This window comes from Pelosinus sp. sgz500959 (assembly GCF_042610375.1).
GTDB lineage: Bacteria > Bacillota > Negativicutes > DSM-13327 > DSM-13327 > CTSoil-075.
In genome coordinates this window covers 22,019-45,618 of record NZ_JBGJZL010000020.1, presented here as the reverse complement: position 1 = coordinate 45,618, position 23,600 = coordinate 22,019, and the positions used below count along the sequence as shown (strand labels likewise).

Genomic DNA, 23,600 nt, shown 5'->3' with positions numbered 1-23,600 from the left:
TTATCTGCAGGAGGATAGAAGAAATGATTTTTTTTTATCTATTATTCTTAGGTTTTGCCGTGAGTATTGATGGTTTTGTAGCTGGTATTGCTTATGGATTAAAAAACATCTGCATACCACTGACCTCTTTACTCATTATTTGCATGACTACTATTGTATCTACAATTATAGCTATGTCAACCGCCTGTATCTTAGGAACCTTTATTAATACACAATTAGCGATACTATGCGGTGCATTATTACTAATCCTCATTGGTCTATTTAGTCTCTTTCAAGAATATCTTACTAAAGATGCCCAGGATGATATGATCAACGAAGGGGGACTCTCCCCGAAAATGACTTTTTCAATTGGTCGCTTAGTAATTAATATTATGGCTGATCCAGAAAGGGCAGATGTCGATCACTCCCAAGGTATTAATTCTTTAGAGGCTCTCTTTTTAGGTCTGGCACTTGGAGTTGATAACATGATTGCCACCTTCGCAGCTACCTTAATGGAACCCTTACCTTTATATACACCACTAATTATGGGACTTATTCAAATTCTAGTCATTGCAACGGGTATTTATACTTCCAAACATTTTATTTCTGAAAAACTTAAAAAACGCTTTCCTTACATACCAGGTATTATCTTAATTATATTAGGCCTCATACGATTATATTAATGTAATACATCCCATAATTGTTTACTAATCAATACAACAGACATAAATAAAAACAAAGGTCTCACATAAGCTGCGCCTTTTTTGATTGCTAAATGAGAGCCAGCGATTGCACCTAAAATCATTGATATGCCCATAGGAATTGCATAATAATAATTAACTGAACCAAAATAAATAAACATAATAACAGCAGCAATGTTACTTGCAAAATTAAGAGCTTTAGAATTACCAGCAGCTACTACAAAATCAAAACCAATCATTAAAAATGCAAAAATGAAAAATGAGCCTGTCCCAGGTCCAAAAAATCCATCATAAAATCCAATAGCCAAAGCTACAAAACCACTTAAATAAGCTGTCTTTTTCGTCATTCCTTGATAAGTTGAAATATCTCCCCACTCTTTTCTCATAAAAGTATAAATTGTCACAATTAGTAGCATAACAACAACTAATGGCTTTAAAAACTGGGAAGGTATTTGTTGTACAATAATGACTCCAAAAGCTGAACCGATAAAAGACAAAGGAAATAAAAATTTAATAAGATGAATGTCAATTTTTCCTGAACGTAAAAAAGAAATAGTACTCGTACAACTTCCCATCACACTCGCCACTTTATTTGTTCCCAATGCCATGGTAGGTGGCAATCCAACTAATAATAATGCTGGTAAAGAAATTAATCCACCACCACCAACGACAGAATCAATAAATGAAGCAATAAAACCAGAAACAATTAAAAATAAAATCATATCAATGCTTGCATTTTCCATACATTACCTCCAAAATAAACAATAAGGAGTGAGATAATATCCACTTGATAGTATCACCCCTTATTATATGTACATAAATATAATGCTTTTTTATTTATTATAACACATTCATGTACTAGTTTTTCTTGGGTCAATTCATTATCCTATTTATATTTAATATAAATAGGATATCTATATGGATTTTACATCGCAGATTTATTCATTTAATTAAAATATATTTGAAATTAAATGAACTTATTTTTCTTTCCTAAAAAAAATCTGGTAATATGTATATGATTACAATATTTTTTATAATTAAAATAATAGACTCTGGCTTTATTTAATTATAAAATTAATCTTATCTACCATATAAATTGTACATAGATTATAATACTTATAAAGTTCGCACATTCATCGATTAAATGCTTGAAAGGAGTCATTCTATTGGATATTCGTCATTTGACATACTTTATTGAAGTCGCTCAACATCGTAGCTTTACTAAGGCTGCCCAAGCATTACATATAACTCAGCCGTCAATCAGTAAAATGATTAAATTATTAGAGGAAGAATTAGATGTAGTGTTATTTTACCGTTCAGCTAAGCAAATTGAACTCACTGATGCTGGAAAAGCCTTATTACATCAATCTCAACAAATTGTAAACTCCTTTCAAAATTTAACTTCTGACTTAGCGGATGTTATTAACTCTAAAAAGGGTTCAATTACAGTTGGTTTACCACCCATGGTGGGTGCTAAATTTTTCCCAAAAATTATTTCTGATTTCACAGCTACCTATCCAGAAATTTCACTGACTTTACTTGAAGTTGGCTCACAAGAAGTACAAGTAGGTGTCGATGATGGGCACCTGGATATTGGTGTTGTTATGTTACCTATTGATGAAAGTCTCTTTGAAGTCATTTCAATTATCAATGAACCCGTCGTACTTATTGTTCATCCTGATCATTTTTTAGCTAAAAAAACAACTATTGAGCTACGTGAGCTTAAAGATGAAAATTTTATTTTCTTCCGTGAAGGTTTTACTCTTCATGATCGTATTATCAATCGCTGTATTGAAAGTGGTTTTACGCCTAAAATTGTATTCAAAAGTAATCATTGGGATTTTATTACTGAAATGGTTGCGATTAATTTTGGTGTTGCTTTATTGCCAAAAACAGTTTGTCAAGATATTGATCCAAAGCGTGTTAAGATCATATCAGTCATCGAGCCTATGATTCGTTGGAATTTAGGAATTATTTGGAAAAAAGATCGTTATTTATCTTTTGCTGCTAAAGAGTGGCTAAAATTCACAAGTAAGTACTTTGATATTGCACCAAAAATATAAAGAAAACTTGACTTTGGTAAAGCCTCAGCGTAGACCAAAGTCTTAGTTGCCCTTACTTATAATCGAGAAAGTTTTATACGTTCTGATTACGTAAAGAAAGGACTTGGCTTTTGCCAAGTCTTTTCTATTTGCCTATCCATTTTCTCCTGCGAAAATATAGTATCATAAATATGCTAATGAGCAGCATTAAAACTAAAACAGCTGGATATCCCCACTCCCATTCAAGTTCAGGCATATATTTAAAATTCATACCATATAGCCCAACAATAAAAGTCAGCGGTATAAAAATAGTGGCAATAATGGTTAGTACCTTCATGACTTCATTTAGTTTATAACTCACACTTGATATATAAATATCGAACATTCCAGTGACCATATCACGATACATTTCAATGGTATCAATAATTTGAATAATATGATCATAAACATCGCGAAGATAAATTAGAGTATCATGATTAAATAATGCCGAATCTCCCCTTGATAAAGCATTAATAATCTCTCTTAAAGGCCATATCGCTTTACGAACAAATAACATTTCTGTTTTTAATCGGTGTATTTCCTTAAGTACATCCGGTCCTGGATCTGACATTAATTGATCTTCTAAAAGTTCTATTTTTTCTCCTAAATATTCAAGAGCCAAATAATAATGATCAACAATACAATCAATTAATGCATATGCTAAATAATCAACACCTTTGGTTCTAATTTTACCATTGGTTTTTTTTATTCTATCTTTAATTTGCTGAAAGGTTTGATTATCATTTTCCTGAAAAGATACTATATAATGACTACCAACGATCATGCTGATTTGTTCAAACTCTATATTGCTGCGTTGTTCAAAATAATGAATCATTTTTAGAACAATATATACATAATCCTTACTTTCTTCCAATTTTGGTCGCTGATTTGTGTTTACGATATCTTCTAAAATTAATGGATGTATATTAAATTTATTTCCTATTTTTTCAATCACATCAACAACATGAATACCACTGATATGCACCCAATTCACATCTGCTGTAGATTTATATTGTAATAATTCATCAACATGATTAAACTGTTCTTCAGTCCATACATCTTTGCTATAACACAGCATTGATATTTTTACTTTTTCACTTCTCATTGCCCCAATATGCAAGAGAGTACCTGGTGGCATACCTACTTTTTGCGTATTATATTTATGCTTCCCTAGCACAATATCACCTCACATTATCTTCATCATCACCCTTAGGCTGAACCTCTTTTGCAAGATAACGTGTATGTATTTGCTCATAACTCATGATAATCTCGCGAGGTTTACTTCCTATGTTGGGACCAATAATTTTCATTTCTTCCATCGTATCAATTAATCTTGATGCCCGAGTATAACCAATGCGAAACTTTCGTTGTAACATGGAAGCAGATGCTTGATTATTTTCAATGATCACTCTGATCGCTTCTGGAAATAATTCATCCTCATATAGACTCTGTTCTTTTTCTTCTTTTTTGCCCACTTCACAAGCAGTGATTCCTTCAAGATATTCTGGTGGCTCAACTTGTTTTTTGATATATTCAGTAAGCTGCTCTACCTCACTATCAGCGATAAATGCCCCTTGTACCCTAAGTGGCTTCGACATACCAATTGGATAAAATAGCATATCCCCTTTACCTAGCAATTTTTCTGCACCAGCCATATCGAGAATGGTTCGAGAATCAATTTGTGAAGATACTGCAAAGGAAATTCTTGATGGTACATTTGCCTTAATTAAGCCTGTAATAACATCGACGGATGGACGCTGCGTTGCCAAAACCATATGAATTCCTGAAGCCCTTGCTTTCTGAGCTAAACGAATAATAGCATCCTCTACATCTACTGGTGACACCATCATTAAGTCTGCTAATTCATCAATGATGATCACAATATAAGGCATCTTTTCTCCACTTGAGCCTGATCCAGCTGGAAATTGATCGATCATTTCATTATATCGACCAATATCTCGTACTCCACCAGCAGCAAAGGTTTCATACCGTCGCTCCATCTCTTGTACTGCCCAACGTAGTGATGAAGCTGCTTTTTTTGAATCCGTTACCACAGGTGTCAATAAATGAGGTAATCCATTATAACTCGTCAATTCTACTACCTTGGGATCAATAAGAATAAGCCTTACTTCTTGAGGTGTAGTTTTAAATAAAATACTGGTCAATAATGTATTGATACAAACACTTTTTCCTGATCCCGTTGATCCTGCTACCAATAAATGTGGCATTTTGCCTAAATCAGCCGTTACCGTTTGACCTGCGATATCTTTTCCTAAAGCCACAATCAATTTTGATGAAGATTTTAAAAACTCATCACTTTCGAGAACATCCCGTAAGGGGACACTTAATGTCACTTTATTTGGTACCTCGATACCAATTGCTGCTTTACCTGGAATAGGAGCTTCAATCCGCACACCTGATGCCGCTAAGCTGAGTGCAATATCATCGGCCAAATTAACAATCTTACTCACTTTAACTCCAGGTGCTGGTTCTAATTCATAGCGAGTCACTGTCGGTCCTTGGCTTATATTGACAATCTTCGCTTTAATATTAAAACTCTCTAATGTCCGTTCAAGAATTTTTGCATTATTAGCTACTTCCTTAACGAGCTTACCATCTGTTGGAGCTATTGTTTGTTTTAATAAGGATAGAGGAGGTATTACATAACCAGTTACTATTGCCTGTTCTGGATTTAATATAGAAGAATCATCTATCACTTGACTTTGTGTGGATGGTTTTATTTTTTCTTTAATAATTGGTTCTGAACTTCGAGTCTTTTCTTCAACCCGAGAGGCAGATCTTGCCTCGGCCTGCTCTTGTAAAGCTGCTTGTTCTAATAATTTTTCTAATAAAGGATTCTCAACACTGCTCATAGGTTCTTCGACTGTAGCTACCATTTCTTCTGAAATAGCTTTTTCCTGCACTATTTTTTTTGCAAAACGTCGATCTCTTTCTTGATTATAAATTTTCCCGACTTTCTCTATTTGTTCATAAGCCGTTGATATCCCTTGATGAGCTTGCTCCCGAGCTGCAATAAAAGTCTGATATAATGACCATGTTGTTGCAATTAACACGCCACATAAACTAGAAGCTAATAATATAATTAAACTTCCATAAAATCCAAGAAATTTACGTAACATAAAGAGCAACATACCACCGATTAAACCACCACCATTCACCAAACTCTCCGGCATAATTTCTTGATTTTCAATAATAATAAAATGATGTATGATTCCTAATAATGAAATATATAATAAGGCTAATCCCCAAAAACGTATACTATATACAATTCCATGGTCAGTTTTTATATAAAATATTCCAATAATAATCATTAAAATAGGTATAACGATAGCCCCTAAACCAAATGCATATTGTAAAAATTTAGAAATATATAATCCAACCCAACCTGTATTAAAGTTAAATAAACTAAAGATTGAAATAGCACCTACTGTTAAGAGTACAATCCCTATGATTTCAGAAGGCAAACGCGGATTGATATGACTTTCTTTTTTGTCATCTATCTTTTTTGTAGAATTTCTTTTAGCCAATGCTTACCACCTAATTCCTTTTCATTTATGCTACTATTATTATACCATTCATTTACAGTACTCTACAAACCTTTTAAGAACATTTGTTTGTATATATGTTTTTTTTCACAAAACATATATATTAAAATTATAAAACATTGTATACTTGACAAGAGTAACAAATGAAATATAATGAAAATATTGTAACTCTATATGAACCATCTGATCGATACTTCTTGCACAAAATATAGCAAGACATTTATTAAAAAATTATATTTAAGGGGGCTTTTTTTTATGCGCAGTGATATTGTAAAAAAAGGATCAACAAAAGCAGCTCATCGCTCACTATTTTATGCTATGGGTTATACGCCAGAAGATCTTGATAAACCTTTGATCGGAATTGTAAACTCATTTAATGAAATTATACCCGGTCACATCCATCTTCGAGATATTGCCCAAGCAGCTAAACTCGGAGTGGCTTCAGCTGGCGGAACACCAATGGAATTTCCTGCAATTGGTGTATGCGACGGTATTGCGATGGGACACAAAGGCATGAATTTTTCATTAGCCAGTCGAGAACTCATTGCAGATTCCATTGAAGCAGTTGCTGGAGCTCACGCCTTTGATGGTCTTGTCCTCATCCCGAACTGTGATAAAGTTGTTCCAGGTATGCTCATGGCGGCTGCTCGCCTTAATATCCCTTGTGTTGTTGTAAGCGGTGGTCCAATGCTTGCAGGTCGATATGAAGCTAAAGATATTAGCGTGAGTACGATGTTTGAAGCAGCTGGAAAATACGAAAGTGGAAAAATTGATGCAGAAGAACTAGATAATATGGAACAAGCAGCCTGTGCTAGCTGTGGCTCGTGCGCTGGTCTTTTTACCGCTAACTCCATGAACTGCCTCACTGAAGCCTTAGGAATGGGCCTACCAGGTAATGGTACTATACCAGCTGCTTATTTGGGAGCACGTAAAAAATTAGCTAAACAAGCTGGTGCTGTCATTATCGATTTGGTTAAAAAAGATATCAAACCACGGGATATTATGACTCTCAAAGCCTTTGAAAATGCAATTACTGTGGATATGGGAATTGGTGGTTCATCAAATACGGTTCTTCATTTATTAGCCATTGCGAATGAGGCTGAAATTGAGTTACCTTTATCTTTATTTGATAGCTTAAGTGCAAAAACACCTTATATTACAAAACTAAGCCCAGGTGGTACACACCATATGCAAGACCTTAATGAAGCCGGCGGTATCAGTGCTGTCATGAAAGAATTATCAACGATTGGCATCATTCATACAGATGCTTTAACTGTCACAGGCCTCGTAGCTGACCGAATCAAAGAAGCCCACATCACGAGACCTGATGTAATCCATACTACAGACAATCCCTATCGCAAAACAGGTGGTATTGCTGTTTTATCTGGCAATCTTGCTCCTGAAAATTGTATTGTCAAGGAAAGTGCTGTTGAAGACCATATGCTTGTCTTTGAAGGACCAGCTCATGTTTTTGATTCTGAAGAAGAAGTCCTTGATGCTTTACTTGCGAAAAAAGTTAATCATGGGGAAGTTGTCGTTATTCGCTATGAAGGACCAAAAGGCGGTCCTGGTATGAAAGAAATGTTAAATCCAACCGCTATTATTACTGGGATGGGTCTGAAGGTCGCTCTTCTGACAGATGGACGTTTTAGCGGTGCCACTCGCGGTGCATGTATTGGTCATGTTTCTCCAGAGGCTATGGATGGGGGGCCAATTGCTTTCGTAGAAAATGGAGATATCATTAGTATTAACATTCCAGGTCGTACTTTAACCCTCCAAGTGAGTGATGAAGAATTAGCTAAACGTCGCGCTGCTTGGATTAAACCTGAGCCTAAAGTAAAAAAAGGTTATCTTGCTCGTTATGCAAAACTTGTCACCTCATCGAGCAAAGGGGCCGTTCTTAAATAAACCATCTATTGTAAAAAAGCACAACATGTCATTTTGATATGTTGTGCTTTTTTTGTGGAATCAGTAATATACCACGTATTAACTTTATTAAATATCTAAATTTTTAACATCATGGGCATTATCTTCAATAAATTTACGTCGTGGTTCTACTTTATCTCCCATAAGGACAGAGAACATCTCATCAGCAGCTAAGGCATCACCAAGTTCGACTTGAAGAATTGTACGCCCTTCAGGATTCATTGTAGTTTCCCACAACTGATCAGGATTCATTTCACCAAGACCTTTATAGCGCTGTACATTAATATTATCGCGGCCAATGCGGCTTAATAATTTAGTCATTTCATCGTCGCTATATAAATACCAACTCTCACGACCCTTTTTAACTAAATATAAAGGTGGTTGAGCAATATAAATACGCCCAGCTTCAATCAGAGGTTTCATATAACGATAGAAGAAAGTTAACAATAAAGTACGAATATGGGCACCATCAACGTCAGCATCTGTCATGATAATAATTTTTCCATAACGACTTTTTTCTAAATCAAAATCTTCAGCAATCCCATTACCAAAGGCTGTAATCATAACACGAATTTCTTCGTTATTTAAGATTTTATCAAGGCGAGCTTTTTCGACATTAAGAATCTTACCTCGAAGAGGTAAGATTGCCTGAAAACGACGATCTCTCCCTTGTTTTGCCGAACCGCCTGCTGAATCTCCCTCAACAAGATAAATCTCAGTCTGCATTGGATCTTTCATAGAACAATCTGCTAGTTTTCCTGGTAATGAACTTACCTCTAAAGCATTTTTTCTACGAGTAAGCTCTCGTGCCTTACGAGCTGCATCACGAGCTCGGGCAGACATAACAGACTTCTCAATAATTTTCCGAGTAACCGCTGGATTTTCTTCAAAAAACTCACTTAAACGGTCAGAAACAACGCTATCTACAATACCGCGGACTTCACTATTTCCTAATTTAGTTTTAGTTTGTCCCTCAAATTGTGGTTCTTCAATTTTTAAACTAATGACCGCAGTCAAACCTTCACGAACATCTTCACCACTTAGATTTTCATCATTATCTTTTAATATATTAAATTTACGGGCATAATCATTGACAGTCCGTGTCAGTGCAATTTTAAAACCACTTAAATGAGTACCACCTTCTTGGGTGTTAATATTATTAACGAAACTATAAATATTTTCTACATAACTTTCATTATATTGTAAAGCAATTTCTACAATACTCGTATCTTTTGAACCAAAGATAGAGATAGGCGCTACGTGTAATACAGTTTTATTTTTATTTAAATGCTCAACAAAAGAACAAATACCACCTTCATAAAAGAAGACTTTTTCTGTTGCTGTGCGTTCATCCGTTAACGTAATTGTAAGACCTTTGTTTAGAAATGCTAATTCTCTTAAACGTTGTTTTAACGTATCAAAACTATATACTGTCTCTTCAAATATTTCTCCATCTGGTTTAAAAGTTACTTTAGTGCCTGTTTCTTCAGTATCACCAACGATTTCTAAAGGTCTTGCAGTATAACCTTTTTCAAAACGAATACTATGAACTTTGCCACTTTGTTTTACTTCAACTTCTAAATAAGAACTGAGAGCATTCACGACAGATATACCTACACCATGAAGACCGCCTGATACTTTATAGCCACCGCCGCCAAATTTACCACCAGCATGTAGGATTGTCAGAACAACTTCTACAGCGGGTTTACCAGTTTCATGCATACCGACTGGGATACCACGCCCATTATCTGAAACAATAATACTATTGTCATGACAAATAGTAACATCAACTTTATTACAGTGACCAGCTAATGCTTCATCAATACTATTATCAACAACTTCATAAACTAAATGATGTAACCCTTTAGCAGAAGTACTACCAATATACATTCCTGGACGTTTACGTACAGCCTCTAAACCTTCTAATACTTGTATTTGTTCAGCACCATAATTACTATTTACTGTCATATCTTGTTCAATACTCATTGTTTACCTCCAACCTAAAATCAACTACAACTATGTATATTTATATACTTATTAAGGAATTGGACATTGAAAAACTATTAGCTCTCTTTTTTAATGTTAACGATGAAATGGCTGACAAATAAACTGTTTTATTCGTAATGATAAAACTTTTACAATTTTTTTCTGAGATATCAATCATTTTTTTTTCATCTTGCATCTTATTTAAAAATTCTTTATTAATACCGGATTTACCAGATTTAAAATCTGTAATCGCGATAACATCACGCAAAGGAACAACGATATCAGCGCCTAGATGTAAAAACATTACTTTTTCCTCCTGAATTTATCCAAAGTTTTGTTGATAACAGCTTCATTAATGGCTTCAATTTTAGCTCCAGTAGTTAACATAATAAAAATCATGATGTTAAATTTATCAGTGTCTCCATCTTGGATCGCCCTACCAATCGATGATACTAATGTATATTTTGCTTGATGAAATTCTTCATCTGTACAAGGTATATGTTCGTTGAGCTCATGATGGCGTATCCATGGAATTTGTTTTAAAGTACTTATAATTCGAGTGATGACTTCATGTTTTTTTGTCAATTTACATACACTACAGTAAGACTGATCTGGTGGACATAAAACAGTACAACTGGCACATTGGTGCCAGTTACTCTGTTTTTTTATTTTTTTCAGCAAAAAATCTCTACGCATAATACGTACTATTTTTTGCTTTAAATAGTTGTCATGGATAGGTTCGACTGTTTGGTGGATAAGTTTAAGATCAGATTCTTCTAATTTTATTTTATTAAATTTATGTTTATGTGAAGAGTGCATATCCGTATTAGTATCTTCTTCATTCTGTAACTTTTTTAAATATCCTGCTTGAAATCGAATATCTAAGATAAGTTTTTCACCAATAAAATCATTAATTTTTGAAATAATACTTTCTTTCATCATTGATAAATGGTGGGACCACACTGAATTATTCACACTAAGGACCACGATACCACTTTGTACGTTGGTGGGGTAAGCATGAGTAGCAATCTCATCACCAACAATTTTTTTCCAATGTACAATAATAGATTGGCTATTATATTTCTTTTGTAACCCCATATTTCGAATCGTAATTGGAACTATATCCACCATTCTCTGCATATTTATCACTCCACAATCGTACCGTTTATTACATGATGAAATTTTCCAAATTTCCGATCAGGGAAATATTTTTCTTCAGTTGCAGTAATAAATGTTTGTACACGATCTTGGATGAATGAGATTAAATGTTCTCGACGAGAAGCATCTAATTCACTCATGACATCATCAAGTAATAAAACTGGATACTCACCAGTTTCAGATTTAATAAATTCTAATTCTGCTAATTTTAAGGCCAGTACCCCTGTACGTTGCTGCCCTTGAGAACCAAAGGTTCGTAAATTAATTCCATTCACTGATAATATCAAATCATCACGATGGGGTCCTACACTTGTACTCCCTCGCCAAATATCATTTTGCCGTGAATGTATTAATTTATTTTTATACTCAGCAGCTAGATTTTTACTATCAATTTCATCAATACCGTGTTTTTGATAAACCACTGTCAGATTTTCTTTACTATTAGTAATTTTTCTGTGCATCAAATTTGCGAGCATAGCAAGTTTTTTAATTGCAGATTGCCTTTTAGTAACAATTTGAGTAGCTACAATTGCCAACTGCTCATCCCAAGCATCAAGCATATCAGGTGTTTCTTTATTCTCTCTAATTTTCTTAAGAAGTGTATTACGTTGAGATACAATGCGATTATATTTTAATAATTGTTGATAATATGATGGGTTAACTTGTGATATTTCCATATCTAAAAATCGTCGACGTAAGTTTGGCATACCTTTTATTAGCATTAGATCTTCAGGAGAAAATAATACAACATTCAATAATCCCATTAATTCTTTAGGCTTTATCGTATAATTGTTGGAAATAATTTCTTTTTTTTGTTGGGTATTAAATTTAAATAATAAACTATTTTCAATGGATAAGCGAGAAAAAAAAATACTAATACTAGCATTCTCTTCTTCCCAGCGAATTAATTCAGTATCTGTATTTGTACGGTGAGAGTGCCCCATTGCACCATAATAAATTGATTCTAATATATTTGTTTTACCTTGCGCATTTTCACCAATAAAAATATTAATACTGTGCGTAAAATCCAATGTGATGTTTACATAATTACGAAAATTTCGCAATATTATTTTAGTTACTTTCATTGCTACACCTTTTATTCAGCCATAACTTTCCATATTCCAATTTCTTGAATTTCAATGATATCACCAGGCTGAATTTTCTTACGGCGTTCATGGACTTTTACTCCATTTAATGAAATTAAGCCATCATCGATAAACAATCGAACTTGTCCACCTGATTCTGCAATACCAGCCCATTTCAATAGTTGATCGAGTTGTATTGTTGGTGTTGATATGTTTATTATTTCCATTTAATTAATCCTCACAGGCGTAATGATATAGTTATAGGTTTGATCATCTGTTGGTTTAATACTTGCTGGACTGAGTGGGGTATTCAGTGAAAAAATGAGTTGTTCACTCGTAATATTTTTCAGAATATCAGTGACATATTTAGCATTAAACGCAATTTCGATTTCATTCCCTTTCATGCTAATCGGTACTGTTTCAGATGCTTTTCCGATATCAGGATTGTTAGATGTAATAATAACACAATCATTTTTAAAAGCCAATTTAATAATATTATAATCTGTGTCACGAGCTAATAAAGAGACACGTTCAACAGCATCCATAAAATCATGAGTTTTAGTCGTGATAATAGTAGCAAAATTAGGAGGGATTACTTTATTGTAATCAGGAAAATTTCCTTCAATTAGGCGTGACAAAATATATACATTATCAAAAGCAAAGGATACTTGATTTTTTTGATAATAAATTGTTACATCCATAGGGACATCTGAGACCATCACTCGTGCTAATTCATTTAAGATTTTGGCAGGGATGATCATTTTAACCGTATTAGTATTATGACCAATATGGTCTTTTTTAATAGCGATCCGATGAGTATTTGTAGCAGCCATTGTGATATTATGCTGATCAACTTCTAATAATCCGCCAGTAAAGATTGGTTTAGACTCATCATTTGCGCAAGCAAACACCGTTTTTTTGATCAATTCACGTAGAATATTATCTTTTACTGTTAATACGGTATCACTTGTTGGTTTATTTAATACTGGAAATTCTTCAGCTGGTAAGCTTAATAAATTAAATTGTGCTTGATTTGAAGTGATTTTGATTGTTCGATCTTCTTGATTAGAAGAAATTTCAATGTTTTCACCTGGCAGCTTTCGTATTATTTCTTGAAAATAACGACCAGATAATACAATATCACCAGGTTCATCCACAATTGCATCAATGATACAACTGATACCAATCTCATAATTAGTAGCTTGAAGTTCTAGAGTTGCATCTTTAGCAGATAAATAAATACCTGTCAGAATAGGCATAGGTGTTTTAGTGGCAATTGCTTTTTGTACGGTTTGTATTGCGTGGTTTAACATATCTTTTGTGCAGGAAATTTTCATTTTGTGACCTCCAATCGGTATATTAGTACTAAAAGTACGTTTTTATAATAAAATAGTCGTAATAGTAGTAGGGGCTGTAGATATGTTGATAACTATCGACAGCCCCTTGTCGAATTAACAAGAAGACTGTTAATAAGCTGTCAGTAAACAATATAGGGGTTATCCACAAATCCACAGGATTTTCGTATAATTAAGTTGATAACAAATAGTCTACAGGGAAACATGTAGGTTATTAACAAGGTTATACACTATTTGTGTCGACGATAGTCCGCGATGTTAGTAAAATAGCGGATTTTAGGAGTTATGGGCTATAGAAATTCTAATTATTTTCAATTTTTTTGATTAATTCTTTGATGGTATTACTTAGTTTGACATCTTCGTTACGTTCACGGCTTATTTTTTCATAGGCATGAATGACCGTCGTATGATCACGTCCTCCGAACATTTCACCAAGACGGGGTAATGAAGTTTCTGTTAATTCTCGAGATAAATACATGGCGATTTGTCTTGGATAAGAGACGTTGCGTGTTCTTCGTTTCGCTAATAATTCATCAACTTTAAGTTTGAAGTAGGACGCAATAATTTCCTGTATTAATTCAACCGTGATTTGCTTTGGTTTACCTTGTGGAAAAATGTCCTTCAATGCTTCTGTTGCTAAATCAATATCGACAGTTTGATTTGTTAAAGAAGCATAAGCAATGACACGAATAAAGGCACCTTCTAACTCACGAATATTGTTGTCAATGCGGCTAGCAATATACACCATGACATCATTTGGGACATTTAAGTGTTCCATCATTGCTTTTTTTCGTAAAATTGCAATTCTTGTCTCCAAATCAGGAGGCTGAATATCAGTAATGAGTCCCCACTCAAAGCGTGAACGCAAGCGATCTTCCAATGTTTGAATTTCACGAGGCGGACGATCACTAGACATAATGATTTGTTTATTTGCTTCATGAAGCGTATTAAAAGTGTGGAAAAATTCTTCTTGAGTATGTTCTTTCTTTGATAAAAATTGAATATCATCAACTAATAAAACATCAATATTTCGATATTTTTGACGAAAACTTTCAGGATTACCATCACGAATCGAATTAATTAGCTCATTCGTAAACTTTTCACTAGAAATATATAATAGCTTAAGTTTGGGATGATTTTGTAAAATTCGATGACCGATTGCATGCATAAGGTGAGTCTTACCGAGACCAACACCTCCATAAATAAAGAAGGGATTATAGGCATTTGCTGGTGCTTCGGCGACGGCTAAAGATGCAGCATGAGCTAATCGATTTGAATTACCAATAACGAATGTTTCAAAAATATATTTAGGATTGAGTATTGCCATTGATTCTTCTGCGACATTGTCTTGTAGAGATAGTTTTTGTTCCGCATCAGGAGATGGCTTATATACTTGAGGTTGCGCTACATTTCGCATGAGGGTTTTGGGAGGAGGTGTTACTTTAGGTTTTTCTGGTTGTAGAAATTGTTCAGGAATCTCTTCAATTTCAATTGTGTCAGTTTTGAGTTCTTCATTAAGATCATTTTTATTAATTTGATCCTCTACATCTAAATTAATAAAAATGACATCTAAAGGTTTATTGGTAATGTAATGGACGGTCGATAGAATAATTGGTAGGTATCTAGATTCTAACCATTCTTTGATAATTTGTTTAGGAGTTCCTATTTCAAGGGTGGTTTCAGTTAAATTCAAGGGAACCGTTGGTCTGAGCCAGGTATCAATCATGAGCTTGGACAATTCTTGTTCTAATTTTTTTAATACCTGTTCCCACACTATTGTTGCTTGTAGGGTGTCCATACATTCAATCCTTTCTGTTTATACAAATAATAACTAATGCTATCCGACTCATAACTAGATTGGTGAAGAAAAGGTTAGAGTATAGAGCTAGTAGGTTTAGCGTTAATACTGTTTTTATACCTTATAATATAACATATCAACAAAATTTATTAACATCTAGATAAGTTATCCACATAGTTATCAACAAATGTGAATAACTATATTCAAAAAGATACTTTTTAGCGAAAAAAAAATACAATAGCGAAGGCAAAAATAAATTCGCAGCCTTGTATTTATTAGAGTAATTAGCGTTAATTTTCTTTGTGGATAAGGTTGTTAATAAATAGGTCGAAATGTGAATAACTTTAAATATATGTAGATAACTAACATATAAAAAAGGCCTGTTGATAACTTATATATGTTATATTAACAAAAAGAATATAAGTTATCAACAGGTTTTTACAAATTAGAACATTATGATATAAAAATTATCAACAGCTTAGAGAAAGCTTAGATAAAAGTTAAAGTGCAATTTTCTTGACACTTCAGGCGTATTTAGTCTATAATGTTTAGTAGTTAAAAATAGGTATTTTAACTTGAAAGCTTTTGTATTTTAGCAAGGAGGTGTAAATAAATGAAACGTACTTATCAACCAAACACATTATGGAGAAAAAGAACACACGGCTTCCGTGAACGTATGAAAACTAGAGGTGGCCAATTGGTTCTCAAGAAAAGACGTGCTAGAGGCAGAAAAACTTTATCTGCATAGTAGGTCCCTTAAAAGTGGCTTATTTTGTCCATATGGCGGGATGATGAATTGTGATATATAAGTTATCTAAGCAAGGGATGTTACACAAAAATAAAAATTTTCAAACGGTATATAAATCAGGTAAATCATATGCCAATCGAATGGTTGTATTGTATGTATTGCCCAATTGCGACAATGTGCGCCGAGTCGGATTTGCGGCAGGAAAAAAATTGGGTGGGGCGGTAGTACGCAATCGTGTAAAACGTTTGTTGCGTGAATCCTATCGTTTAAATCAATTTCAACTGATTGATGGTGTTGATTTAATATTGGTAGGTAGACAAGCTGCCATCAAAGCTGATCGTATGGCTGTTACGAAGTCTTTTATCCATTTGTGTAATAAGGCAAAAATTTTGGCTAAGTAGGTAGTGAGTAATGAAAAAAATAGCAATAATAATGATCAAATTTTATCGTTTATTTATTTCACCGCTTAAACCACCTACTTGCCGTTTTGTGCCGACTTGTTCAGAGTATGCATTACAAGCAATTGAAAAATACGGGATAGTACGAGGAGGACGAAAAGCTGTGGGACGAATTTTACGTTGCCACCCATTTCATCCTGGTGGTTATGATCCTGTTTAATATATATTGAATAAAAGATTATTTTAAATTGGTTTATGCCAAATTAATATTGAGGACGTGAGATTTTGGTTTTGTTTGACTCGGCCATTGGTCTTTTGCAGGATTTATTGACCTTTTTTTATGGTGTAACGGTTTCTCTCGGCATGGCCAATTATGGTATAGCGATTATTTTGGTTACTTTGGTTATCAAATTAGCATTGTATCCATTGACCGTTAAACAGGTTAAGGGTATGAAGGCAATGCAAGATTTGCAGCCTAAAATGAAAGAATTGCAAGAAAAATACAAAGGTAATGCAGAAAAATTAAATAAGGAAATGGCCATTTTATATAAAGAATCTGGAGTCAATCCTTTGGCAGGGTGCTTACCTCTGCTTGTGCAAATGCCTATCCTTATGGGGATTTTTTATGCCATACGGGATTATCAATATGCCCATTTGCCGAGTTTTTTATGGATTGCTGATTTATCTGGGCCAGATCATTTATATGTGTTACCGATATTATCTGCAGCCACTACTTATATTCAACAAAAGCAGACAACTACTGATACTAACCAACAAACTAAAATGATGATGAATTTTATGCCGCTATTTATTGGCTACATCAGCATTACGTTTCCTGCTGGTTTAGTATTATATTGGGTAGTGAGTAATACTTTCCAAATAGCCCAACAGTGGTGGATGTACCGTGGTACACCTCAAAAATAAGGGAGGCTAATTAACACGATGACTTCTGTGGAAAAAACTGGTAAAACCATTGAAGATGCGATAGCTTCAGCTTTGAGTGAACTCGAAGTAAGTATAGATCGCATTGATTATGAAGTGTTAGAAGCACCAAGTCGGGGTTTTCTTGGCTTTATTGGTACCAAATTAGCAAAAGTACGAGTGATAGTTAAGCCGATTGATCCAATGACGGTTGCTCAGGATTTTTTGGAAAAAATTTTTAGTTTAATGAATTTAGAAATAAAGATCGAGAAGATAACCAAGCAAGATATTACTACATTCAATATTCGCGGTAATGATTTAGGAATTTTGATTGGTAAACATGGTCAGACTTTAGATGCATTACAATATCTAACTAATTTAGCGGCAAACCGTGATGCTGAAGGTAAAGTACGCATTGTGCTTGATGTAGAAGATTATCGTCAACGTCGTACTGATACCTTGATTCGTTTGGCTAGTCGTTTGGGCGATAATGTTAAGCGACGTGGAGAAAAAGTAGTATTAGAACCGATGAGTTCAAATGAACGTAAAATTATTCATATGGCTTTACAAAACGATCAACGCATTGTTACGTATAGTGAAGGGGAAGAACCTTATCGTAAAGTTGTGATTGCCTTAAAAAGATAAAAATGTTCATAATATAAAACCCAGTAATAATTATTTATTGCTGGGTTTTACTAGCGGAATCTGAAAATATAACACTTTTCTGATTCTAAGTAAGAAAGACTAAGGCTCGTGCCTTAAGTCTGAGGACTTGGCACAAGCCAAGTCTTTTCTTATAAGATCAGAAATCTTGTTTTGAGTATTATAAATAAATCAAGTTTATGTGTGATAAAATAGTTAAAAAGATGGATAAGTCAGGAGTGTGTGAAGTGTTTGAAGAGGAAACAATTAGTGCAGTCGCTACAGCAGTAGGTGAAGGTGCTATCGGCATAATTCGTATGAGTGGTAATAAAGCGATTTCGATTTTAAATGAAATTTTTCAAGGACTTAAGCTTAAACAAACAATGGAGATTGAATCGCAGAAAATGACATATGGTCATATTGTAGATCCAGAAAATCAAAAAATAATTGATGAAGTATTAGTAGTGGTGATGAGAGCACCGCGGTCATATACGAGAGAAGATGTTGTGGAAATTCATTGTCACGGAGGGAGTATACCACTTAAAAAAATCTTAGAACTAACTTTGCGGTATGGGGCGAAATTGGCGGAGCCAGGTGAATTTACTAAAAGAGCTTTTCTGAATGGACGGCTGGATTTGGCACAAGCAGAAGCTGTCATTGATATTATCAGGGCTAAAACAGATGCTTCACTACGTATGGCATTAGGACAGCTAGCCGGGGCATTATCAGAAAAAATTCGTACTATGCGACATGAGATTTTAGGAATGATCGCCAATCTTGAAGCAACAATTGATTTTCCAGAAGAAGATATTGAAGAATTAGCAGCTCATGATGTACAAAAGGCTGTTATCGCATTGGTGGAAGAAATCGATTATTTGTTAGCAACGAAAGAAACTGGTAGGATATTAAGAGAAGGGCTTGAAACTGTGATTATTGGTAAGCCCAATGTTGGAAAATCTAGTTTGTTGAATGCTCTGCTTAAAGAAAAAAGAGCGATTGTCACAGATGTACCAGGTACAACGAGAGATAGTATTGAAGAGTTTGTCAATATTCGAGGTATACCGTTAAAAATTGTAGATACTGCTGGTATACGAGAAACGACAGATATTGTTGAAAAATTAGGAGTGGAAAAATCACGAGAATTTATTACTACAGCGGATTTAATTCTTGTATTACTTGATGCATCCATACCGCTATCGGAGGAAGATCGAGAAGTATTGCAGCTGCTTTCTCAGCGGGAAGCCATTGTATTAGTCAATAAGAGTGATTTGCCGACTCTTTTAGATATGGATGAAGTCCATCGTTATGTATCAGATCAACAAATTATTAAAATATCAGTCGTTGAAAATATCGGCTTAGCTGAACTTGAGCAAGGAATTTTTGATCTAGTGTATAGTGGACAAGTTCAGCAAAAAGAAGGTGCATTTGTGAATAATTTGCGCCAGGCGAGTTTGCTAGAAGTTGCTAAAAAGCATTTCGTCGCAGTGCTTGAAACCATTGATAATGATATGCCACCAGATTGTATTGTTGTTGACTTGCGGGATGCTTGGGATACCCTTGGTGAAATTACTGGTGATACTGTTGGTGAGGATATTATTGAGCAGATATTCACGAATTTTTGTATTGGTAAATAAGGGAGTGACAAATTTTGTTTATTGCAGGAAGTTATGATGTCATTGTTATTGGATCAGGGCATGCCGGATGCGAGGCTGCATTAGCAGCTGCTCGTATTGGTTGTAATACATTACTTGCGACTTTAAATCTTGATAATATAGCATTAATGCCTTGTAACCCGTCAGTTGGCGGACCAGCGAAGGGACATTTGGTTAGAGAGCTAGACGCACTAGGCGGAGAAATGGGAATCAATAGTGATAAAACTAGTTTACAGATGCGTATGCTCAATGTCAGTAAAGGGCCTGCAGTACATGCACTTCGGGCACAAGCTGATCGAAAATTGTACCAGGCAGTCATGAAAGAGACTATTGAAAACCAACCTAATTTGGAAGCCAAGCAGTTAATGGTTGATAAACTTTTAGTTAAAGATCAAGCTGTATATGGTATACAAGTAGAAACCGGTGAAATTTATTATGGTAAAAGTGTTATTTTGGCTACAGGTACTTATTTAGGTGGAAAAATTATTATTGGCGAACTTGCTTATAGCGGTGGTCCGAGCGGGCAACGGGCATCAGAGAAGTTGACAGATTCTCTTAAGGAATTTGGTATTCGTATTATGAGGTTCAAAACCGGGACACCGGCACGTGTAGATAGACGGTCCTTAGATTTTTCAAAAATGCATATTCAACCTGGAGATGAAGAGGTTCATAATTTTTCTTTTATGAGTGATATTGAAACACGTGAACAATTACCCTGCTGGCTTACATACACAAATGAAGAAACTCATGAGATTATACGTAACAATCTACATAGAGCACCCATGTATACAGGTATCGTTGAGGGCGTTGGTCCACGATATTGTCCATCAATTGAATCTAAAATTGTACGGTTTACAGATAAACAAGCCCATCAACTCTTTATTGAGCCTGAAGGATATAATACTCATGAAATGTATGTTCAGGGAATGTCGACAAGTTTACCAATTGATGTTCAGTATGAATTTTTAAAAACGATCCCTGGGATGGAAAATGTTAAAATTATGCGCCCGGGTTATGCGATTGATTATGATTGTATTGATTCGACTCAATTGAAACCATCCTTAGAATTTAAAAAACTTACAGGATTGTTTTCAGCAGGACAAATTAATGGAACATCAGGTTATGAAGAAGCTGCGGCGCAAGGGCTGATTGCGGGAATTAATGCGGCTCGTTTAGTAAAAGGTGAAGAGGCGCTTATTTTATCAAGGGCTGATGGCTATATTGGCGTATTGATTGATGATTTAGTGACAAAGGGGACGAATGAGCCCTATCGTATTATGACATCAAGAGCTGAATATCGGCTTATTTTAAGACAAGATAACGCGGATTTACGCCTAACGGAAAAAGGAAGACAAATTGGCTTAGTGATGGATGAGCGATATGAAAGATTTATCACTAAACGTGATGCGATTAGTGCTGCTCTTTTGACCTTACGTAGTATGGTCATTACACCGACTCCTGAAACACAGGAAAAAATGAAAGAAATGGGTACAGCAGAACTTAGAACAGGTATCACACTCTATGATTTATTGCGTCGCACGGAGATTAGTTATAAAATGTTACAGCAACATTTTGAAATTCCTGATCTCAGCCCTGGAGTACGGCAACAAGTTGAGATCTCTGCTAAATACGATGGATATATTAGCAAACAACTTGAACAAGTGCAGCGAGCTTCCAAATTAGAAGAAAAATTACTACCTTCAACGATTGATTATACTCAGTTGAGCGGTTTGGCAGTAGAAGCGCAAGAAAAATTAAATGAGATTCGTCCATTATCAATTGGGCAGGCATCACGAATTTCTGGAGTATCACCTGCTGATATTGGAATGTTAATGGTCTATTTAGAACAATGGCGTAGGAAGGGGGAAGGTGAGAAGTGATATTTAAAGATATAATAAGAAGAGTTGCTTGTGAGTATGGATTGACATTGACCGACGGACAAGTTGAAGATTTTAATACTTATTTTGAATTGCTTGTCGAATGGAATGAAAAAGTTAATTTAACAGCAATTACCGCTCCTCAAGACGTAGCTGTTAAGCATATGATCGACTCCCTATCTTGTTATGAACCGTCAATTTTCAAAAAGGGTGCAAGGATTATTGATGTGGGGACTGGTGCTGGTTTTCCAGGATTGCCTCTCAAGATTTTCAGGCCAGATCTTAAATTAACATTATTTGATTCTTTAAATAAAAGAATCTTGTTTTTACAAGCTGTTGCAAATGCGTTAGGAATTATGGATATTAATTTTGTACATAGTCGCGCTGAAGATGGTGGAAAAAATAAACAACTGCGAGAACAGTATGATATAGCAGTATCAAGAGCAGTCGCTAGATTAAATGTTTTATGTGAGTGGTGTCTGCCCTTCGTAGCCGTAGGTGGTTTTTTTATTGCACTTAAGGGGTCACAGTATAGCCTAGAGGTTGATGAGGCCAGAGGGGCCTTAGAGCTCTTAGGAGGAGAAATCGTCAAAGTAGAGAATGTAAAGCTACCGGGACTTGATGACGTGCGGGCAGTTATCTATATAAAAAAAGTAAGAAAAACCCCACTATCTTATCCCCGCCGTCCTGGTATGGCAGAAAAAAATCCATTATAGTAAATGCATTTCAAGAGGAATTATTTCAATAATGGCGAATATTACCATATTAGTGAGGCTATTATAGATAAGGTGGTGTATAAATGAAAAATTTGGCCAGATTATTGGGGTTGAGCTCAGCACCCTCTAAAATAGTCGCGCAGACTAAAGACGAAAAACCTATTGAAACAGATCTAGACTGTATACAAAGCATTACAACTGCTGGTCACGGTGATGAGGCAGATAATGTACACCAAATCAATAGTGCTGATATTATGCCAAATCCTTTTCAACCTCGTAAGATATTTAACAATGATTCATTGCAAGAATTGGCTGCTTCCATTCAAGAATATGGTGTAATTCAGCCCTTAATTGTACGTAATGTCTTAAATGGTTTTGAATTGGTGGCCGGCGAACGCCGACTGCGAGCCTCAAAATTAGCAGGATTAGAGCAAGTACCTGTCATTGTAAAAGACTTTACGGATAAAGAAGTGGCAGAACTTGCCATGATTGAAAATCTACAACGTGAAGATCTACATTTTTTGGAAGAAGCGGAAGGTTTTCAACAACTCATTACTAGCTTTTCTTTTACTCAAGAAGAATTGGCTAAGCGGATGGGGAAAAAACAGTCAACCATTGCTAATAAACTGCGGTTGTTAAAATTGGCACCAGAGGTTAGAGCTGTAGTGGCAGCAGAAAAATTGACAGAACGTCATGCTCGTTCTCTACTTAAAATAGATGATTCTCGATTACAAATGGAAGTATTGGAATTAATTCGCGAGAAAGGTTTAAACGTCCGAGAGACAGAAGAACTAATTGAAGAATTTTTAGAAGATATTGCCAAACAAATTGAGGAAAAAAATAGACCAAAGCGTAGTGTGGTAAAAGTAATTAGAGATGTGAGGATTTTTATCAACACCATTAATAGTGTAGTTGGTGAAATGAAAAAAACAGGACTTAAAATCAAGGTAAAGCAAGAACAAGATGAAGAATATATTCATATTAATTTGCGTATTCCAAAACAAAGATAAC

Annotated in this window: 22 protein-coding genes; 12 read left to right on the top strand and 10 right to left on the bottom strand. The window is 34.9% G+C overall.

The window, feature by feature from the left end; all coding sequences use genetic code 11:
- The first annotated feature begins 23 nt into the window (after positions 1-23).
- A complete protein-coding gene (locus ACAN52_RS20460) occupies positions 24-662 on the top strand; it encodes a manganese efflux pump (RefSeq protein WP_378956938.1) in 639 nt (212 codons plus the stop codon).
- On the opposite strand, the gene ACAN52_RS20455 is transcribed toward ACAN52_RS20460, so the two are convergent.
- Positions 659-1,423, bottom strand: coding sequence for a sulfite exporter TauE/SafE family protein (locus ACAN52_RS20455; RefSeq protein WP_378956937.1), 765 nt, complete (start codon positions 1,421-1,423; stop codon positions 659-661). The two genes, ACAN52_RS20460 and ACAN52_RS20455, sit on opposite strands and share 4 nt — an antisense overlap.
- A gap of 423 nt (positions 1,424-1,846) precedes the next feature.
- Between ACAN52_RS20455 and ACAN52_RS20450 the strand changes: the two genes are divergently transcribed.
- Positions 1,847-2,743: a LysR family transcriptional regulator gene (locus ACAN52_RS20450; RefSeq protein ID WP_378956936.1), complete on the top strand. Its 897-nt coding sequence runs from the start codon at positions 1,847-1,849 to the stop codon at positions 2,741-2,743.
- Between the two features lie 124 nt (positions 2,744-2,867).
- On the opposite strand, the gene corA is transcribed toward ACAN52_RS20450, so the two are convergent.
- Positions 2,868-3,938, bottom strand: a complete 1,071-nt coding sequence (corA, locus tag ACAN52_RS20445; RefSeq protein WP_378956935.1) for a magnesium/cobalt transporter CorA — start codon at positions 3,936-3,938, stop codon at positions 2,868-2,870.
- Between the two features lie 4 nt (positions 3,939-3,942).
- Positions 3,943-6,309 carry a DNA translocase FtsK 4TM domain-containing protein gene (locus ACAN52_RS20440; RefSeq protein ID WP_378956932.1) on the bottom strand — a complete coding sequence of 789 codons (2,367 nt, stop codon included), beginning with the start codon at positions 6,307-6,309 and terminating at the stop codon, positions 3,943-3,945.
- A 273-nt stretch (positions 6,310-6,582) separates the two neighbouring features.
- On the opposite strand from ACAN52_RS20440, the gene ilvD reads away from it, so the two are divergent.
- Positions 6,583-8,235 (top strand): dihydroxy-acid dehydratase, encoded by a 1,653-nt coding sequence (gene ilvD, locus ACAN52_RS20435; protein ID WP_378956930.1) that lies wholly within the window; start codon positions 6,583-6,585, stop codon positions 8,233-8,235.
- Between the two features lie 87 nt (positions 8,236-8,322).
- Here ilvD and gyrB read toward each other — a convergent pair whose 3' ends face one another.
- The 7 genes from gyrB to dnaA all read right to left on the bottom strand — a co-directional run bounded on the left by gyrB (position 8,323) and on the right by dnaA (position 15,635).
- A complete protein-coding gene (gene gyrB / locus ACAN52_RS20430; protein WP_378956929.1) occupies positions 8,323-10,239 on the bottom strand; it encodes a DNA topoisomerase (ATP-hydrolyzing) subunit B in 1,917 nt (638 codons plus the stop codon).
- A gap of 40 nt (positions 10,240-10,279) precedes the next feature.
- Positions 10,280-10,543 carry an extracellular matrix regulator RemB gene (gene remB / locus ACAN52_RS20425; RefSeq protein WP_378956928.1) on the bottom strand — a complete coding sequence of 88 codons (264 nt, stop codon included), beginning with the start codon at positions 10,541-10,543 and terminating at the stop codon, positions 10,280-10,282.
- Positions 10,543-11,379, bottom strand: a complete 837-nt coding sequence (locus ACAN52_RS20420; protein WP_378956926.1) for a DUF721 domain-containing protein — start codon at positions 11,377-11,379, stop codon at positions 10,543-10,545. Before ACAN52_RS20420 ends, remB begins: the two co-directional genes overlap by 1 nt.
- A 5-nt stretch (positions 11,380-11,384) precedes the next feature.
- Complete coding sequence (gene recF / locus ACAN52_RS20415) at positions 11,385-12,482, bottom strand: DNA replication/repair protein RecF (RefSeq protein ID WP_378956925.1); 1,098 nt, start codon at positions 12,480-12,482, stop codon at positions 11,385-11,387.
- An 11-nt stretch (positions 12,483-12,493) separates the two neighbouring features.
- On the bottom strand, positions 12,494-12,709 hold the full coding sequence (locus tag ACAN52_RS20410) for an RNA-binding S4 domain-containing protein (protein WP_378956923.1): 216 nt from the start codon (positions 12,707-12,709) through the stop codon (positions 12,494-12,496).
- A complete protein-coding gene (gene dnaN / locus ACAN52_RS20405; RefSeq protein WP_378956922.1) occupies positions 12,710-13,819 on the bottom strand; it encodes a DNA polymerase III subunit beta in 1,110 nt (369 codons plus the stop codon).
- A 319-nt stretch (positions 13,820-14,138) separates the two neighbouring features.
- Positions 14,139-15,635, bottom strand: a complete 1,497-nt coding sequence (gene dnaA / locus ACAN52_RS20400) for a chromosomal replication initiator protein DnaA (protein ID WP_378956920.1) — start codon at positions 15,633-15,635, stop codon at positions 14,139-14,141.
- 613 nt (positions 15,636-16,248) lie between these two features.
- Here dnaA and rpmH point away from each other — a divergent pair.
- From rpmH to noc, 9 genes are all read left to right on the top strand, one after another.
- Positions 16,249-16,383, top strand: a complete 135-nt coding sequence (rpmH, locus tag ACAN52_RS20395; protein WP_378956919.1) for a 50S ribosomal protein L34 — start codon at positions 16,249-16,251, stop codon at positions 16,381-16,383.
- A 50-nt stretch (positions 16,384-16,433) separates the two neighbouring features.
- Positions 16,434-16,784: a ribonuclease P protein component gene (gene rnpA, locus ACAN52_RS20390; RefSeq protein WP_378956917.1), complete on the top strand. Its 351-nt coding sequence runs from the start codon at positions 16,434-16,436 to the stop codon at positions 16,782-16,784.
- Between the two features lie 10 nt (positions 16,785-16,794).
- Positions 16,795-17,001 carry a membrane protein insertion efficiency factor YidD gene (gene yidD, locus ACAN52_RS20385; RefSeq protein ID WP_378956916.1) on the top strand — a complete coding sequence of 69 codons (207 nt, stop codon included), beginning with the start codon at positions 16,795-16,797 and terminating at the stop codon, positions 16,999-17,001.
- A 65-nt stretch (positions 17,002-17,066) separates the two neighbouring features.
- Positions 17,067-17,705 carry a YidC/Oxa1 family membrane protein insertase gene (locus ACAN52_RS20380; RefSeq protein WP_378956914.1) on the top strand — a complete coding sequence of 213 codons (639 nt, stop codon included), beginning with the start codon at positions 17,067-17,069 and terminating at the stop codon, positions 17,703-17,705.
- Positions 17,706-17,723: 18 nt separating this feature from the next.
- Positions 17,724-18,347 (top strand): RNA-binding cell elongation regulator Jag/EloR, encoded by a 624-nt coding sequence (jag, locus tag ACAN52_RS20375; protein WP_378956913.1) that lies wholly within the window; start codon positions 17,724-17,726, stop codon positions 18,345-18,347.
- A gap of 245 nt (positions 18,348-18,592) precedes the next feature.
- Positions 18,593-19,978, top strand: a complete 1,386-nt coding sequence (gene mnmE / locus ACAN52_RS20370; protein WP_378956912.1) for a tRNA uridine-5-carboxymethylaminomethyl(34) synthesis GTPase MnmE — start codon at positions 18,593-18,595, stop codon at positions 19,976-19,978.
- A gap of 14 nt (positions 19,979-19,992) precedes the next feature.
- Positions 19,993-21,876, top strand: a complete 1,884-nt coding sequence (gene mnmG, locus ACAN52_RS20365) for a tRNA uridine-5-carboxymethylaminomethyl(34) synthesis enzyme MnmG (protein ID WP_378956911.1) — start codon at positions 19,993-19,995, stop codon at positions 21,874-21,876.
- Entirely contained in the window at positions 21,873-22,589 is a 717-nt protein-coding gene (gene rsmG / locus ACAN52_RS20360) for a 16S rRNA (guanine(527)-N(7))-methyltransferase RsmG (protein ID WP_378956910.1), read from the top strand. Before mnmG ends, rsmG begins: the two co-directional genes overlap by 4 nt.
- 83 nt (positions 22,590-22,672) lie before the next feature.
- Positions 22,673-23,599: a nucleoid occlusion protein gene (noc, locus tag ACAN52_RS20355; RefSeq protein ID WP_378956909.1), complete on the top strand. Its 927-nt coding sequence runs from the start codon at positions 22,673-22,675 to the stop codon at positions 23,597-23,599.
- Position 23,600: the final 1 nt, after the last annotated feature.

Bases quoted from the DNA above. Each gene is read 5' to 3' on its own strand.
- ACAN52_RS20460 (WP_378956938.1), top strand. From the start codon at position 24: ATGATTTTTTTTTATCTATTATTCTTAGGTTTTGCCGTGAGTATTGAT.
- ACAN52_RS20455 (WP_378956937.1), bottom strand. From the start codon at position 1,423: ATGGAAAATGCAAGCATTGATATGATTTTATTTTTAATTGTTTCTGGT.
- ilvD (WP_378956930.1), top strand. From the start codon at position 6,583: ATGCGCAGTGATATTGTAAAAAAAGGATCAACAAAAGCAGCTCATCGC.
- gyrB (WP_378956929.1), bottom strand. From the start codon at position 10,239: ATGAGTATTGAACAAGATATGACAGTAAATAGTAATTATGGTGCTGAA.
- remB (WP_378956928.1), bottom strand. From the start codon at position 10,543: ATGTTTTTACATCTAGGCGCTGATATCGTTGTTCCTTTGCGTGATGTT.
- ACAN52_RS20420 (WP_378956926.1), bottom strand. From the start codon at position 11,379: ATGCAGAGAATGGTGGATATAGTTCCAATTACGATTCGAAATATGGGG.
- recF (WP_378956925.1), bottom strand. From the start codon at position 12,482: ATGAAAGTAACTAAAATAATATTGCGAAATTTTCGTAATTATGTAAAC.
- ACAN52_RS20410 (WP_378956923.1), bottom strand. From the start codon at position 12,709: ATGGAAATAATAAACATATCAACACCAACAATACAACTCGATCAACTA.
- dnaN (WP_378956922.1), bottom strand. From the start codon at position 13,819: ATGAAAATTTCCTGCACAAAAGATATGTTAAACCACGCAATACAAACC.
- dnaA (WP_378956920.1), bottom strand. From the start codon at position 15,635: ATGGACACCCTACAAGCAACAATAGTGTGGGAACAGGTATTAAAAAAA.
- rpmH (WP_378956919.1), top strand. From the start codon at position 16,249: ATGAAACGTACTTATCAACCAAACACATTATGGAGAAAAAGAACACAC.
- yidD (WP_378956916.1), top strand. From the start codon at position 16,795: ATGAAAAAAATAGCAATAATAATGATCAAATTTTATCGTTTATTTATT.
- jag (WP_378956913.1), top strand. From the start codon at position 17,724: ATGACTTCTGTGGAAAAAACTGGTAAAACCATTGAAGATGCGATAGCT.
- noc (WP_378956909.1), top strand. From the start codon at position 22,673: ATGAAAAATTTGGCCAGATTATTGGGGTTGAGCTCAGCACCCTCTAAA.